16 protein-coding genes and 1 pseudogene are annotated in these 16233 nt (G+C 46.7%); 2 read left to right on the top strand and 15 right to left on the bottom strand.

What is annotated here, in order from left to right:
* The 9 genes from gcvPB to QVO99_RS03150 form a co-directional block, all read right to left on the bottom strand.
* Positions 1–1357: aminomethyl-transferring glycine dehydrogenase subunit GcvPB (gcvPB, locus tag QVO99_RS03190; protein WP_288176910.1), on the bottom strand; the 1357-nt coding region annotated here is incomplete at its 3' end.
* 16 nt (positions 1358–1373) lie between these two features.
* Entirely contained in the window at positions 1374–2687 is a 1314-nt protein-coding gene (gene gcvPA, locus QVO99_RS03185; RefSeq protein ID WP_288176909.1) for an aminomethyl-transferring glycine dehydrogenase subunit GcvPA, read from the bottom strand.
* Positions 2688–2727: 40 nt separating this feature from the next.
* On the bottom strand, positions 2728–3117 hold the full coding sequence (gene gcvH / locus QVO99_RS03180; RefSeq protein ID WP_022316147.1) for a glycine cleavage system protein GcvH: 390 nt from the start codon (positions 3115–3117) through the stop codon (positions 2728–2730).
* Positions 3118–3190: 73 nt separating this feature from the next.
* The gene (gcvT, locus tag QVO99_RS03175) at positions 3191–4270 is read right to left on the bottom strand and encodes a glycine cleavage system aminomethyltransferase GcvT (RefSeq protein ID WP_022316146.1); all 1080 of its coding nucleotides are present in this window, start codon (positions 4268–4270) and stop codon (positions 3191–3193) included.
* Between the two features lie 55 nt (positions 4271–4325).
* A complete protein-coding gene (locus QVO99_RS03170) occupies positions 4326–5297 on the bottom strand; it encodes a lipoate--protein ligase (RefSeq protein WP_022316145.1) in 972 nt (323 codons plus the stop codon).
* Between the two features lie 241 nt (positions 5298–5538).
* On the bottom strand, positions 5539–6057 hold the full coding sequence (locus QVO99_RS03165) for a KdsC family phosphatase (RefSeq protein WP_022316144.1): 519 nt from the start codon (positions 6055–6057) through the stop codon (positions 5539–5541).
* An 85-nt stretch (positions 6058–6142) separates the two neighbouring features.
* The gene (locus QVO99_RS03160) at positions 6143–6931 is read right to left on the bottom strand and encodes a Rossmann-like and DUF2520 domain-containing protein (protein ID WP_441295401.1); all 789 of its coding nucleotides are present in this window, start codon (positions 6929–6931) and stop codon (positions 6143–6145) included.
* A gap of 61 nt (positions 6932–6992) precedes the next feature.
* The gene (locus QVO99_RS03155; protein ID WP_044064698.1) at positions 6993–7517 is read right to left on the bottom strand and encodes a hypothetical protein; all 525 of its coding nucleotides are present in this window, start codon (positions 7515–7517) and stop codon (positions 6993–6995) included.
* A 102-nt stretch (positions 7518–7619) separates the two neighbouring features.
* Positions 7620–8090 carry a hypothetical protein gene (locus tag QVO99_RS03150; RefSeq protein WP_288176908.1) on the bottom strand — a complete coding sequence of 157 codons (471 nt, stop codon included), beginning with the start codon at positions 8088–8090 and terminating at the stop codon, positions 7620–7622.
* A 186-nt stretch (positions 8091–8276) separates the two neighbouring features.
* Between QVO99_RS03150 and QVO99_RS03145 the strand changes: the two genes are divergently transcribed.
* Positions 8277–8765 (top strand): 3'-5' exonuclease, encoded by a 489-nt coding sequence (locus tag QVO99_RS03145; protein WP_022316140.1) that lies wholly within the window; start codon positions 8277–8279, stop codon positions 8763–8765.
* 41 nt (positions 8766–8806) lie between these two features.
* Positions 8807–9502 (top strand): ComF family protein, encoded by a 696-nt coding sequence (locus QVO99_RS03140; protein ID WP_413770745.1) that lies wholly within the window; start codon positions 8807–8809, stop codon positions 9500–9502.
* A 147-nt stretch (positions 9503–9649) separates the two neighbouring features.
* Here the strand turns inward: QVO99_RS03140 and QVO99_RS03135 are convergent.
* The 6 genes and pseudogenes from QVO99_RS03135 to QVO99_RS03110 all read right to left on the bottom strand — a co-directional run.
* Positions 9650–10939 (bottom strand): annotated as a pseudogene (locus tag QVO99_RS03135) (alpha/beta hydrolase family protein); the annotation flags it as partial.
* Positions 10940–11161: 222 nt separating this feature from the next.
* Positions 11162–11854, bottom strand: coding sequence for a hypothetical protein (locus QVO99_RS03130; protein WP_022316136.1), 693 nt, complete (start codon positions 11852–11854; stop codon positions 11162–11164).
* Positions 11855–11875: 21 nt separating this feature from the next.
* On the bottom strand, positions 11876–13147 hold the full coding sequence (locus QVO99_RS03125; RefSeq protein WP_022316135.1) for a YecA family protein: 1272 nt from the start codon (positions 13145–13147) through the stop codon (positions 11876–11878).
* 12 nt (positions 13148–13159) lie between these two features.
* Positions 13160–14152 carry a BsuBI/PstI family type II restriction endonuclease gene (locus tag QVO99_RS03120; RefSeq protein WP_022316134.1) on the bottom strand — a complete coding sequence of 331 codons (993 nt, stop codon included), beginning with the start codon at positions 14150–14152 and terminating at the stop codon, positions 13160–13162.
* Complete coding sequence (locus tag QVO99_RS03115; RefSeq protein ID WP_022316133.1) at positions 14149–15168, bottom strand: DNA cytosine methyltransferase; 1020 nt, start codon at positions 15166–15168, stop codon at positions 14149–14151. Before QVO99_RS03115 ends, QVO99_RS03120 begins: the two co-directional genes overlap by 4 nt.
* A gap of 543 nt (positions 15169–15711) precedes the next feature.
* A partial coding sequence (locus tag QVO99_RS03110; protein ID WP_369678105.1) for an MGH1-like glycoside hydrolase domain-containing protein occupies positions 15712–16233 on the bottom strand: 522 nt, incomplete at its 5' end.

Raw genomic sequence — 16233 nt, 5'->3', positions numbered from 1 at the left:
CTCTTCCGATAGGAGTATTGTGTGGCGCAGACTTCAGCAGTTCTGGCTCATTCTTTGCCTCCTCGGCGATTTTCCTCATCACCTCGATGAATCCGTCTATCGTCACCTTGCTCTCGCTTTCTGTAGGCTCTATCATCATTGCCTCGTGGAAGAGCAGCGGGAAGTAGATGGTCGGCGCATGATACCCATAGTCGAGCAAGCGTTTAGCCACATCCATAGTGGTGATGCCTGTAGACTTGTCTGCCAGGCCGTTGAATACGAACTCATGCTTGCAGAGTCCTGCGATAGGCAGTTCATATACATCCTTCAACGACTCCTTGATATAGTTGGCATTGAGTGTGGCAAGCGGTCCTACATATTTGATATACTCCTTGCCGAGAGAAAGTATGTAGGTGTATGCCTTGAGGATAACGCCGAAATTGCCGTGATACGGACTGACGCTGAGTGTCGAGTCATGCTCGTTGTCGGGCAGGAACTGCTCCAGTCCCTTTCTCACTCCCACCGGGCCGCTTCCTGGTCCGCCACCTCCGTGAGGTGTAGAGAATGTCTTGTGCAGGTTGATGTGCATCACGTCGAATCCCATATCACCAGGACGACAAGCGCCGAGCATCGGGTTGAGGTTCGCTCCATCGTAATACATCAGTGCACCACACTCATGAACGAGCTTGGCAATCTCTGGAATGTTTCTCTCGAATAGTCCGAGAGTATTCGGGTTGGTCATCATTACGGCAGCGATAGTGTCGTCGAGGAGTCCTCTCAGGTCGTCAACGTCCACCACTCCATCGGCAGTACTCTTCACCTCCACGATTTCCAGTCCGCAGACCGCGGCAGAAGCCGGGTTGGTACCGTGTGCCGAGTTTGGCACGATCACCTTTGTTCTCTTTTCGTCGCCCCTGCTCTCATGATATCTTCTGATCACCATCAGTCCGGTAAGCTCACCGTGAGCACCGGCAAACGGGTTGAGAGTGAAGTCTGCAAGACCGGCAATCTCTGAGAGAGCTTTTCTCAGTCCGGCACAAACATCGAGACATCCCTTCACCGTGTCAACAGGCTGCAGCGGATGTATATCCCTGAAGTCTGCCATACCTGGAATCTCCTCGTTTATGGCTGGGTTGTATTTCATCGTGCAGCTGCCAAGCGGATAGAATCCGTTGTCCACGCCGAAGTTGTTTCCGCTATGGTTGGTATAGTGTCTCACCACGGTCATCTCGTCACACTCAGGCAACTGTGCGTCGTTCTCCCGGCGCATCTCTGCAGGCACCTCATAATCACCGAATTTGTTGTCAGGAAGAGAGTAACCCTTTCTGCCAGGATGCGACAGTTCGAAAATCAAGTTTCCGTATAATTTGTTATTCATAATCAGACAAACTTTTTCAGATTAACTTAATAAGGTTATCTATCTCTTCCTTGGAGCGCTGCTCCGTCACTGCAAACATGATAGTATGGTCGCCCATCTTCACTCCTCCGAGGAATCCGTTGTCAACGAACTTCTTCTGCAGCACGTCAACGTCTCCGTCGTATTCAACGCAGAATTCATTGAAGAACGGTTTCTGGAACGTTGGTTTGAAATGTCCCGTCTCCACGAGTTTGTCCATCATGTAGTGTGCTCCGGCATACGACAGTTCGCCAGCTTCCTTCACTCCCTTCTTTCCCATCACCGCCATGTATACGGTAACGAAAAGAGCCATGAGGCTCTGGTTGGAGCATATGTTGGATGTAGCCTTCTGCCGGCGGATATGCTGCTCTCTGGCCTGCAATGTGAGCACGAAGGCACGCTGTCCGCGGCTGTCTTCCGTCATTCCTACGATGCGTCCCGGCATCTTGCGGATGAGCTTCTCTGTGCAGCACATATATCCCACGTATGGACCACCGAACATCATCGGCACTCCGAGACTCTGTCCGTCGCCCACTGCGATGTCGGCTCCCCATTCTGCCGGTGTCTTGAGCACGGCATAGTCAGCAGCCACTCCATTCATTATCATCAGCGCCTTGTTGTCGTGGGCAGCGTCGGCATATCCGGCATAGTCTTCCACGATGCCATAACGGTTAGGCTGCTGTACGATTACTCCGGCAACACCCTTCTGCGCTATCTTCTCCTGGAAATCAGCTTTGTCGGTGATGCCATCGTTTTCCTTCACCATCACGATGTTCACGCCGTGGAACTTGGCGTATGTCTTCACCACGGTGAGCACCTTCTTGTCTACGGTTTCAGAAACGAGCACCGTGTCACACTTCTTTCCTGCAGCCACAGCCATCATCATAGCCTCTGCAGTGGCTGTGGAACCGTCATACATAGAAGCGTTAGAAATATCCATGCCTGTCAGTTCAGCCATCATCGACTGATATTCGAAGATGTAGTGGAGCGTGCCCTGTGATATCTCTGCCTGGTATGGAGTATATGATGTGAGGAACTCAGAGCGCTGCACGATACGTTCCACCACGGCAGGCGTGTAATGGTCGTAAACGCCGGCACCGGCAAAGCATACCAGTCTCTTGTTCTCATTGCCCAGAGCTTCGAAGAATCTTCTCACCTCCATCTCGCTCATTGCCTCCGGAAGGTCGTATTCCTTCTTGAAGCGGATCTCCTCCGGCACATCAGAGTAGAGTTCGTCGAGCGAACCTACTCCTACGATGTCGAGCATTTCCTTTATCTCACTTTCCGTGTGAGGAAAATACTTGTATTCCATATTATAGAAAATGAAGAGTCATACAAAACGTGCCGTTCTCTTAGTGAGCTTCCTTCTCGCAGAACTCAGCGTATGCCGCAGCGTCCATAAGATTGTCGAGCTCTGTCTTGTCAGAGAGCTCCACCTTGATTATCCAGTTAGCGAAAGCATCCTGGTTGATAATCTCCGGTGTGTCCTCAAGAGCCTCGTTCACCTCTACCACTGTTCCACTTACAGGAGAAGTCAGGTCGCTGGCAGCCTTCACGCTCTCAACGGCTCCGAAATCCTCACCTGCCTCTACCTCGTCGTCTGTATCAGGCATGTCTACATATACGATGTTGCCCAATGCGTTCTGTGCATAGTCTGTGATACCGATATAGCCGAACTCACCTTCTACCTTTACATATTCGTGTGACTCTGCATAGTAGAGTCCTTCAATTACTTTTGCCATAGTATTATATTTTATTTGATTATTGTTTTATGAAAAAATATTTGTCTAAAGTTTCAATGATTTACCGTTGCCATTATTTCTTGTAGTGTTTGTCGTAGAAACGCTTCTTCACCACAACGCCTGGGAAGGTCTTCTTTCTGATCTGAACCTCAAGCGGCGTTCCGAGCTTGCCATACTCTGCCTTTACGAGAGCCATGCACACGCTCTTGTCCGTTGAAATGGAATGATAGCCAGTGGTCACCTCGCCTACAGGCTCACCGTCTTTCAGCACTGTGTATCCGTGACGTGGGATGGCCTTTCCTTCGAGTTCTATTCCCACGAGCTTCTGTGCCACGCCGTTTGTCTTCTGGTCAACGAGGGCATTCTTGCCCACAAACTCCTCTTTGTCGAGTTTGCAGAACATAGAGAGCCCTGCCATCACTGGAGAGATGTCTGCCGACAGTTCATCGCCATACAGAGGCAGTCCCACTTCAAATCTGAGAGTGTCGCGGCATCCGAGTCCGCAAGGCTTGCAGCGTCCGCTCTCCATCAGTTTGTCCCAGCAGTCACAAATATAATTATGGCTTGCATAGATTTCGAATCCGTCTTCTCCGGTATATCCCGTGCGGCTTACTATCACGTCGCCAATGGTCTTGACAGTATAGAAAGTCAGCTCCTTGCAAGCTATGCCGAGCACTTCCTCAACGACGGTTTCAGCATTAGGTCCCTGAACAGCAATCTGCCCGTAGTCCTCTGAACGGTTCAGAAGCTCAATGTTGAAGCCCTCTGACTGTTTCTGCATCCACTCCCAGTCTTTGTCGATATTGGCAGCGTTTACCACGAGAAAGAAGTCATTCTCAGCCATCTTGTATACGAGAAGGTCATCTACGGTTCCACCATTGTCGTAGAGCATCATGCCGTAGAGAATCTGTCCGGCCTCTATCTTGCTCACGTCGTTGGTGAAGATATGCTGCACGTAGCGCTCGGCGTCGGCTCCCTTCACGGTCACCTCACCCATGTGTGACACGTCGAACACGCCGCAGTCTGTTCTCACTGCCTGATGCTCGTCGATGATTGTTGAATACTGGATAGGCATGTCGAAACCACCGAATGGGCTTATCAACGCGCCTTGCTTCACGTGCTTGTCATAGAGACATGTTCTTTTGTTTTCCATAATGATATGTGTTTTTATAGGGTTCTCTTTTTTAGATTCTTTCCGGTGTGGCGTGTCAGCTGAGCAGCAGCTCCACGAAGTTTTCCCTCTTGAGGTTCATCACCACCTCGTCGAGTTTCTCCGGCAGTGCCTTTGTCAGTTCTCCCTCCGTGAGCGCCACGCCACGTATGGGTTTGAGGAGATTCTCGTCGATGTCGCCCACGATGAAGAAATCTCCCACCATGGCGGCGCTCTTTATGATGTTGTTCTTCATCTCCAGCCTCACCTCAATGTCGCCTACATTATCTATATGTCCTCGCTTCACCACGGCATATCGTGGATTTTTGCCGTAAATGAAATCATCGGTAAGATATTCCTTCTCTATCTCCTTTATCAGTTCCACATCGTGGTCTGTCAGCGTCATCTCCGAGTCGCAGAGGTTCTGTCTGACGAAGGTCTTGAACTGCTCGATGTCGATGTCGAGATAGTCTTTGAGCAGGGCTATACGCTGGCGCACGCTCTGAATGCCCTTGCTGAGCAGTTTCTGGTCCGACGGCGTGATGGCTCCCACCATGTTCTGCATGTCGGTGTCGAAGAGCATCGTGCCATGCACTATGCTGCGTCCCGGCACATGATAGAAGGCGTTGCCGCTGACTTTCCTGTCGCCGATGAGCACATCGTTGCGCCCCGTAGCCTTGGCGTCGAGCCCCAGTTTCTGGAGCACCATCACCACCATGTTTATATATTTGTTGAAAGTGAAGTTCACGTGTTCGTCTTTCGTGACATAAGAGAACATGATATTGCTCATATCCGCATACACGCATCCTCCACCGCTTTTTCTTCTGTAGGTCTGTACCGAATGTTCCCTGCAGTAGTCGAGATTTACCTCGGCTTCCACCAGTTGGTTCCTGCCGAATATCACGCTAGGCTGCACCTGCCACATGAAGAAGCAGTCTTCCTCATCAATGGTTTTCGCCACATATTCTTCCATGGCGAGATAGAACGGCAAGCGATGCTGCGTATTGTCGGGCAATGCTACATACAACATTTTTTCTGTTAGATTTATGGTAATAACATAATTGCCACAAAATTACGAAAAAAAACAAACCCTGCAAATTTTATACGCATTATTTTGTCTTTAAGATGCTTATGCAGGTGTTATGGTTGCTCTTGTTGTCATGCCATCGCTCATGCAGACTCTTTTCGCTTGATTATCCCACCTTTTATATAATATATAGCAGTACTGCATGTCTGACACTTGCCGAACTGCCAACGAACTCACAGGGCCATCACCATCCGAAGGCTTTCTTGTCAGCGAGCCATTTTCCCTGCGCCCTGAGCACCTGCTCTATGATGTCGCGCCCCACTCCATGTCCGCCCACGGCCTGCGAGATGTAGCGGCTGATGGCCTTGATGTCGGGACATGCGTCTGAAGGGCAGCAGGGGCAGCCCGAACGGCTCATCACTTCATAGTCGGGGATGTCGTCGCCCACGAAGATCACCTCCTCGTCGGTGAGTCCGTTGTCGGCAAGGAACTTGTCGTATGTCTTTATCTTCACCGAGCACGCCGTAAACACGTCTTTCACTCCGAGCCTCTCGTATCTGATACGGATGCTGTCAACGGTGGCTCCTGTCATGATGGCGATGTGGAGCCCTTGTTTCACTGCCAACTGTATGGCGTATCCGTCCTTGATGTTCACCGTGCGCATCGGTTCTCCCGACGGATGCAGGTTTATCGTACTGGCACTGAGCACTCCGTCAACATCGAATATCACGGCGCGTATCTTCTTCAAATCGTAGTCTATCATATCTTTCTCTGTTTGTTTGCTATAACTGATTAATGGTACGGATTCCAACCGAGGGCAAACCTCCAAGCGGGCGTCACCTCCGGCATCACTTCTCGTTTCTCTCATGAATGCTCTTGCTCATGATGTCGTATATCTGCCTGATGCGGTCGTCGTAGGCGAGCATCCTGCTCTGCATACCTATCACATTCTCGTCGTAGCGGATGGCAGGACCGGTCTGGGCTGACTTCGGCGACATGCTATGCACCTTGCCCGCCGTCTCGTCGATGAGCGGCAGCATCGAACTGAAGGGGATGTCGTATCTGTCGAGGATTTCTGAAGCGAGGTCGTAGCAGTGGTTCACGAAGTTGCAGGCGAAGACTGCCGCCAGGTGCAGATGTTTGCGGCCTTCCGAATCCAGCTGCATGACATGCTGCGAGAGACTACTGCCGAGGTCTGTAAGCAACCGCAGGTCGCTCTCATAGCGCGCCTCAACGAAGATGGAAACGTCGGTGAAATCCACCTGTCGCTGCTTTGAAAACGACTGCATGGGATAGAACACTCCGTAGCGGCCGGCATGTCCATCGAAGATGCTCATCGGGATGCTGCCTGCAGTATGGACGAAGAGTCCACACCGGCTGCCGTCGCACAATCGTGCCACCACATCGCTGAGCGCCCCGTCTTTCACCGACACCATATATATATCGGCTTCTCTTGCCACATCGTCAAGGTCTGACACCGCTTCTGCCCCCACCTGAGAGGCAAGTGCATCGGCAGACGCCTGTGTGCGACTATACACCTGTGTTATCTCATGACCGGCGTCTTTCAACGCCCTGGCCACGTTGGTGGCAAGATTTCCTGCCCCCACAAAAACTATCTTCATATCCTGTCCTTGTATTTTTTCGTTGCGTTATGATTTGGGGTTGGCAAATTTTCCTGTTTGCCATGCAGCAGAAGAGTCAACCTATATGTATTCGCTGCCACTCGAGCTGGTCATCATCTATTTCTGCCTGTGACGCAGGTTTATCAGCAGTGCCTATCGCCACCACCGCATACACCGTCTTGCTCTCCGGAATGTCGAGTATTCCTCTCACCACCTCGTCAGACATGGTGCCGTCGGTGAGCTGATAGCCTCTTATCTGCACCGAATGGTAAGCCAGTTGCCTTTCTGCCGCCTGCGCACACATCGCCCACACTACAGCAGAACAGTTTTCCACCCACGCCCCATCATAGAGACGATCGGCAACCACTGCCACTGCCATCGGTGCCTGAGCGATGCATTCCGCACCATGGTCTCTGGCATCTGCAAGACGTTCCAGCAGATGCGGGTCTTCCACGGGGTATAGCTCCACAGAGTTCCCTCCCTTGCCACAAGTGGCAAGGAGCGCTGCCCGGAGCACCCGTTCCACATCGTCAGCCTGTATCTCAGTACGGCAGAACTGTCTGTCGCCAATTTCCATAGCCAGTATTTCTTCTATTCTCATATCACTTGTATTCTCTTCCTTGCCTATCGTTTGGCAAAAGTATACAAAAAACATGGCATAAGGAAATTTTCATACGTTTAATGCGACATATCTCCCATTTGGCTAATTTGCTGAAAATAAAAAAATCAACCATGGGCAAGCACAGTAAATCTTCGGAAAACGGGCACGATGCTTGCCCCAAGTGGGAACGCTGCTTACCCAACATGGGCAAGCACCTTGCCCCTGATGGGCAGAATTTGTTTCATAAGTTTGATCTTGGTCTGTACCCATATGTGCAAATTTTGCACATGTGATATTTTCATCCAATTCACCTTCCTTGAAAATGTTTCTTATATGGCGCGTTATTACAGTACGGTCTCTTCCGAACAATTCAGCAATCTGACTTTGTGTAAGCCACACGGTATCTTTCTCCAACTTTACTTCAAGTTGGGTGTTGCCATCGTCTGTCGTATATAGGACGATAGAAGAACCGTTATTTGCAAAAATTTTATTCTCCATCATATCTATCATTACATTCATATAGATAACGTTTCGACTGAAAAGATATTGCTCTGGTGTATCTTCTTTGTTCACACCATCATAATATTCTGCTTGAATAACACATTTCAACAACATTTTTCTCCCAGACAGGAGTCAAGCCCATCAAAATATTTTTTAGAGAGAAAACAAACAGAGATGCTTATATGACTGAGAAATTGTGTATTTTTGCAATATCCCAGAGAACAAGGGGATGTTGACAATAATATAAAACTGATAAGAATGCAGGATTTTGCAGCAATAGATTTCGAGACTGCCAACAGCGAGCGATCATCGGTCTGCTCTGTGGGCATCGTGATAGTCAGGGGCGGTGAGATAGTGGACAAGTTCTACTCGCTAATCAAACCCGAACCAGAATACTACAGTTATGTGTGCATGCGGGTGCATGGTCTGTGCGCTGCCGACACAGAAGATGCTCCTGTCTTTCCCGAAGTGTGGAAGCAGATAGAGCCGAAGATTGCCGGACTGCCCCTCGTTGCCCACAACAAGGCGTTCGACGAGAGTTGTCTGAAAGCCGTGTTCCGCGTATACCAGATGGACTACCCCGACTACCCGTTCTTCTGCACCTGCATAGCATCACGCCGGGTATGGCCAAAAGGCAGGCACAACCTCGACATCATCGCCGCCCGCTGCGGTTATGACCTGACAAACCATCATCATGCCCTGGCAGATGCTGAAGCCTGCGCTGCCATAGCGCTGGAGATATTATAGCAATCAGCATAGCAGAAAAAAAATACGATAACGACATGCAAGTGAGAATAAGTTTTCCAAGACGCATTTTCGACCTCATGATGCCAAGGCTCTGCACCGTGTGTCATGAGAGGCTCGGCATAACCGAAGACTCCATCTGCATGGCGTGCAACCTGCATCTGCCGCGCACCGCATTCTGCTCCTCTCCATACGACAATGAGATGGCACAGTGTTTCTGGGGACTGATGCCGATAGAGAAGGCTGCGGCACTGTTCTATTATCTGCCCCACTCGCCATCGTCGGGCATAATGCTGAAAATGAAATATGAGGGAAGATGGGATGTGGCTGAAGACATGGGACACATAATGGCAAGGGAATGCGGTGAAGCGGGATTCTTCGACGGCATCGACGTGATTGTGCCTATCCCGATAACGAAAAAGCGAAAGCGGGAAAGAGGTTACAACCAGAGTTATCATCTGGCGCTCGGAATAAGTGAGGCTACGGGAATCCCCATCGCAGACAAGGCGGTGGAGAGGACAGTCTACAATGGGTCGCAGACAAGACTCAGGGGATATGAAAGGAGGGAGAATGTGGAGAATGCTTTTGCGCTACGCGACGCAAAGAAAATAAGAGACAAGCATGTGCTTATCATTGACGATGTGGTGACTACGGGTTCCACGATAATGGAATGCGGAAAGGAACTTCTCAAAGGCGGCGCAAAGGCACTGAGCGTGTTGTCGCTGGGATATACTAAATAGTAGACAAGTAGACGAGTTGACGAGTAAACAAGTGGACGGGTAAACAAGTTGACAAAGAAATTTCTATGGCCTGCCGATGGTCTATCTGATAAGGACATATCTACTTGTCAACTCGTTTACCCGTCTACTTGTTTACTCGTCTACTCATTTATTTCCAAACTTCAACTGTTCTTCTTTTTCTATCGTCACCTTACTCTCGTCGAGTTTAGAGGCATCGAGACGGAAGGTCTTGATGAAGAAATCATAAACGGCATTGCGCTTGTTCGGACCGAAGTCATGACGCTCATTCGGCAGATGGACATTGCTTATATTCTCCTTCTTGCCATAGAATCCATAGATGCGCTGCAGATAGGGATATTCCAGTTCGGGAGTGGTAGAGGTCCAGTCGCCGCCATCGCTTACGAGCATCATCGGTTTCGGAGCGAACATGGCTGCTATTTCTGCATTACACGTGCCGCCGCCAGCGAGCTGTATCGGCATGCCGCTCTCGCAGGGACAGCCGCCATCAAACCACGACGAGAGGCTCACCACCGGATTGGCAGCCGTATAGCGGTCGTCAAGAGCTGTGAGAAGTACGGTCTGTGTGCCGCCTCCCGAACCACCGTTCACTCCCACTCTCGTCTTGTCTACATCCTTGCGGTTTATCATCCAGTCGAGGATGCGTATGCCGTTGAGGGCCTGCATCTGATGAGCCTCGGCAGTCTGATGGGCCTTTGCCCCCACTTCATCTTCTGATTCGCCCCATCCCCACAGGTCATAATCCACACAGATGGCTCCCATACGGGCGAGTGTGGCAAGACGCTGCTGCTGCACGGTGCCATATCTGCCGTTGACGAAATGTCCGTTGGGGCAGATGATAAGCGGATGCTTGCCCTTGGTGGCAGGAGTATATATTGACCCCTTCACTGTATGTCCGTCTACGGTTTTCATACAAAAGTTCTGAACGGTATATCCGTCGTATTTCCTTATTTTCGACACGAGAGGCTTCTCCTTGGAACAGCGGGCGAGCAACGGGTCGATGCCGAGACGCTGGCGCACCTCACGACGCAGTGAGTCGCGACGCAGCTCCCATGACGCCCGATCGATATATTTGGAAGCGAGATACGGTAGGAGTTTCCATCCGTCGGAAGCCTGACGGCGCGGATATTCATATTTCTTTATCTTATAGAGGTTGCCCTTCTGCTTGAGGGCATAGAAGTCGAAAGGCTTGAGGATATTGTCTAACGTCTCCTCCAGAGAATACGGACGAACACGGAAGTCTGCATAGTCGAGTTTCAGTCCGGTGGTGTCTACATTGAACTTCAGTCTAACGTCGAATCTCTTTGCCACGTCATTGAGCACATCACCAAGCGGACGTGCATATTTCGTCTCAAAAGTCTGTGCCTGGCAAAGGGTGCCGGCAAACAGGGCTGCTATAAGAATTGAATTTCTCTTCATGATTATTTTTTGATTTGTTTGTCTATGTATTATATTGTTTAATGTATACTTTACAAAAATGCAGAATTATTTTTTAGCATACTTCCAGATATTAGGAAAATGCATTTTAAAAGTATATGATTTATGAAAATGCCTGCTGCCATCTTGAATAAATCAGATACTTGTATTACTAAACAAATGAATAATTGCTTTTCATACTCTTACAACAAGCCTATGCTAAAATTAGCCGTGGGCTGCCTCTTTGTCTTCCGCCTTCTCTGTCAGCCGAAGAATGAGTTTCATCCGACGGTCTATATTGTAATCTTTTGACAGACACTCATCGCATTCTATACGCTTGATAAGTTTTTTTGCTTCCTTAGGTATCTCTAAAAGAGCTATCAGACATTCATATATGTCGATATTCCAATCCCAACCACTAAAAATTCCACTCTTGAGACAATCCTCGCAATAGTCTCGGAACAGTTCTCGGCATTTGTCATCAAGTTCAAGTTTTGCTACATCATGCAGCAATTCCAATCCAAACCTCATAATAGTTCCTAAATAGCCAAAACTGTCATTGTTATGGTTGATTAGGTCGATACCATTTGTTATAATGGTAAAGCCTGTTTCGATGGCAGGCTCAGGATTGCCCCTGGGAATGAGCTTGCGTACCTTTTCCACAACATCATAAATTTCACTACTCAAACGACTTTGGGCTGAGAAACTTACCCTATCATCCTCTATGGCAGCATTCCAGAAAGCATCCTCCACCTGTTCTACGTACAAATCTCCCGATTTTTTCTCAGTGAAATAGTCATCAAAATATCTTAGGAAAGCGATCTGATTTTGGGGGTTCTCTCCAATCTGTTGCATCACAAATTTCCGCAGTTCTTTAACGGGTATTTGCTGTATTACCTTTTTGATTTCTTTCTTCATTGGTTTAATGAATGTATGGTTCTACACACCTTTTCCGTGACACTTCTTGAATTTCAAGCCGCTGCCACAGGGACACGGGTCGTTGCGTCCGATTTTCTGAACAGCCCATGGATTATCCTCCTTTGATTGTTTTGTTTGGTCGGATATTTGTTCCTTTGCATTGAATATATCTTTAATCAGATAGGCTTCTTTCTTTACCTTTCTCAACATAGCGCCTAACGGTTCTTTGGTTGACTGTTTCGAAACAAAGGCTTCTGCCGGATAGTCTGTAGCCGTGAATCCTCGCAGATGCCATAGCGGCATATTGTCGGCAAAGTCCGCAAGACGCTGCATCCATTCTTCCGCCATTCTGTCTGTCAGTTTTTGCTCTCTTTCTGTCAGTACATGACTTAGAAAGTAAAGCTCCATCGACATATCATCATGGGAGTATTCACCATAGTGTATCTTGTAATACCACAGATTGAAGCAGACGATATATGCGTAGGCTTGGTCAAGCCCTATCCGACAAGTGAGAAAATGCATAAATTCGTCCATCTTCGGATTGGGAACGACAGGAAAAACAACTCCTGATGATTTCGTCAATTCTCCGACAGAGAAATCCGGTGTGGAATCAATATTTCTGGAATGTCCGGTGATGAACTGTTCCATCCTCCGTTTGTCTTCCCATCCGTACCTTGATACGAATCGAAGATCCTCATCCTTTGCATTTTCAAGGTTTCCTGCATATTCCATACTGTCAAGCAGTAATGAATATTGGCGTACTGCATCAAGTGCTTTAGCCGCTTTTTCATTACTATCATTCTGCAAAAGATTTTTGAGTTGCTTTCTGATTTCATCTTGCGTAATGATGCCAAGGATGTTAGCCAATCCCTCGACTATGAATTCCACGCTCATACGCAACCGGTTATGCTCATTTCCCAAAGCCCAGTCTATATGCTGCACCAGTAGCGGTTGTAAATCCTCAGCAATGGTGACGGTAAAGAAGTCTTCCTGTAGTATATCCATATCTGCCAATCCATACATTACCATAATTGGCGTAAGATGGTCATCCACTCTCGGTACACCCACTCCTGCTTTGACATTTTTTGCCTTGCTGATGAGCTGTAGGTCTGCCATTGGCAGCATCATAAGCAACTCCTTCGGATGTGACAGGATAAACTCTATGTATGCATTGCGCAACTTGGATATGTCCAATTCTTCATCAAGTTTCAAACCTAAGTTTGAAGCATACCTTATGAGTTCTTCCCTTTTTAGTTTCTGAACTATCTTGTGTAGTGTTTTGTCTTGTTTCATTTTTTTGGCTGTTTACTTATGCAATTCTAAGAATTTATACCCATTAAAATGTACAAGATGTTCTGGTGAATCTGCTATCCACACTTCTGTTTCCCATGCAATATCTTTCGCCTTTTGCTTGAATATATTTTTATTTTCAAATGCTGTAAAGAAAATGATATTTGCTGTACAGCCAGATTCTTCCAATTTACGTTTCACTTTCCTAACTCTTATTTCATCCCATTCACCTGTTGAATGGTAGGCTTCAATAAGATAAAGTAAGTTTTTCTCTCGGCTATATGCCACGACATCAGGTAATTCTTCATGTTCCAGCGTAAAGAATTTTATTTTCTCTAACTCTGCTTTTTCCAAGTGCAAGAACTTGTCTTTTGTATCTCCAACATATAATACTTCTGCACCGAAACCAAACAAAGGAAGGAAAACTTCTATGATGGCTTTCTGCAAGTTATTATGCTCTCCATATGACAGGACTATTGTCTTTCCATTTGGAAGCGTAACTGGGACTTTCTGTAAATCACGGCGTCTTTCCAATTCTTCTTTGAGAGACTTCGTTTCCTTTCTAAATTCGTTTAGAAGTATTTCCCATCTTGACGAACCAAAAGAATGTAGCAGATTCGCAAATGATGTGCTTAAGCCATAACCGCGCGATGGATTGTTTGTCGCTTGTTCTTCTGTTGAAGAAGAATTCACAATGATACCAGCTTCAACCAATAGTTTTAAGTCTTGACGTCGTATATCATCATACGAACCTGATGATATGTCTTCACCAAGATATTCATTCTCAAAAGCTATTATATCACGTGTTCTTGTAAAACCGTCTTCAAAAGAACACGCTTCCGAGAAATCCTTCTTGATCTTTCCAACAGCAAGGCATGCTTTAGCCATACGTTCTAATTTACGGTCTGTATTGTCAACAGGTATACCAATGAGCTTAAATACATCCAAAATATTGAATACCAAATTCTTTACTTTTGTCGGTGTACCAGTCTGTATTTTTATTATCATATTGCGAATAAACTGTTTGGAATAATTCTATTTCTTATATAATCTGTTGTTTGCTGTTCCATATGATATGTAGCCTTTACTTGTAATGCAATTTTGTATGCAAGTAGTGGAGGCACGGCATTTCCTATTTGATAGAATTTCTTAGTTTCTGTACCTGAAAATTCAAACCAGTCAGGGAATGTCTGAAGGCGAGCTGCTTCACGGTCGGTAATGCGTCTTCGTCTACCGTCTACAAGTCTTACTCGTTGCATATCACTTGTGGCTCCAGCCAAATTCCTGCATGTGATTGTGCGTGCTGGTCTGTCAGGATACAAATCTCGTGGATTGACACAATGTGATTTCTTTTCGTAAACCGCAATGTATTCATCTTGTCGCGGTGTAAGAATTTTACTTTCAGGCTCTGGGCTCAACATTGTATCGCCAATAGCATCTTCTACTGTTCTTTTGTGGTTTTCTATTGTCGGGAAACGGAAAAATGCTCTATGCCCCACACATATAAGCCTTTCTCGTCTTTGGGGAACACCATAATTGACGGCATTAAGCACTTTGTAATCAATATAATACCCCAAATCATTCAGTTCTTTAACAATCAAATCCAAATACCATTTGTGTCTACCTAAGATATTGGCAACATTCTCGAATACAAACACTTTAGGCTGTATTCGGCGAACTGCATCTATAAATATAGGAAAGCCATCTCTTGCATCTTCCATGCCTTTTTGGTTGCCGAACCTACTAAATGGTTGGCATGGCGGCCCTCCTATTATTATACCTATATTATCAATCTCTGGATAATTGAAGCCAACTTCCAGAAATTGATTATAACACACTCCATTAAGATTTGCGTTATATGTGTCAACTGCTTCTTGCACCATTTCAAATCCTATAGTATTAAAGCCTGCGGCTTCAAAACCCAAGGACAGTCCTCCACATCCTGCAAACAAGTCTAAAACGACTGTTTTTTCTTGGATTTTTGGTTTTAGAAGTTCATCAATAAATTTACTATATTCGGTCATTGTTGCTACTACTTGTTTAGATAATACATCGACAAGTTGTTCGTCGTAAGGTATTATTTAATTTTTGTCAGCAATTCTTTTTTGGCATTATTGTTGTGACTTAGACGAGAACTTGGCACGTTCAAATCGTGCATTTTTTTTCACCTTGCCAGTGCCGTTAAAGTTCTTTGTTGAAAATATCTCGTATTATATGCTCATTTTGCTGTTTTTATTAGGCTTCAAAGTTAATAAATAATCGTCAAACGTAGAAATCGTATTGAGTAAAAACCTAATAAAAGTTACTTCTATAAGGTTTATTAACCTTGTGTCAGTATAAATGGTGTGTAAGTCACGTCAACAGGTGACATTAGACAGCCTTTTTATTGTGATTTCTGAAAATAGCGATATAACATGTATTACAATGAATAAATAATTGCATGATACAAGGCTGAACAATGGAAATCATTGTAACTGCAAATGCTGATAATAAATCCCCGTCAAGTACAAAATCGACTTGGCGGGGATTAATATTTATATGCTGCAATATTGTCCTAATAACGATAACTAAAATTTATATTCGAGCTTCCCGAGCGTGTCTCTTTGGGCCACTTTCTTTCCGTCAACGAGCAACGACAGTCCTTTGCCTTGATGGTAGCGGGTGCCTGTCTTGTCGTAAACCACAGTTATATTATGGTTGTGGTAACGGACGTTGTCAAGACAGAAATAATCCCATTTTCCTTCCGGCACAAGCGGATTGACGATAATGCTGCCATCTGCCTGCGGACGCAGTCCTACGATGCCTGTTATCATCAGATCGTTGAAGGTGGAGTGGTTGTAATAGCGGCTGCGCTCACGGTCACCCATAAGCCATGCGCCGTTTGTCTCGTCGAGATACTCACCGATATATGGTCTGCCGCGATGGTGCTGGCTCTCTACATACACCTCCATATCATGGAAGAACTCCTTGCTGCCTACAATAGGCTCCGGGTAGTTGTTTATATAGTTTGCCATTGCCGTCAGCGTCTGACTCGTGGCGAAAGGCCATACGGCACCGTCCCATTCGCAGGTGCCCGTTCCATGGGTGCG

Origin of the sequence: Prevotella sp. CAG:592, from assembly GCF_000436015.1 — a bacterium.
Lineage (GTDB): Bacteria > Bacteroidota > Bacteroidia > Bacteroidales > Bacteroidaceae > Prevotella > Prevotella pectinovora.
This window is presented reverse-complemented; position numbering and strand designations above follow the sequence as displayed.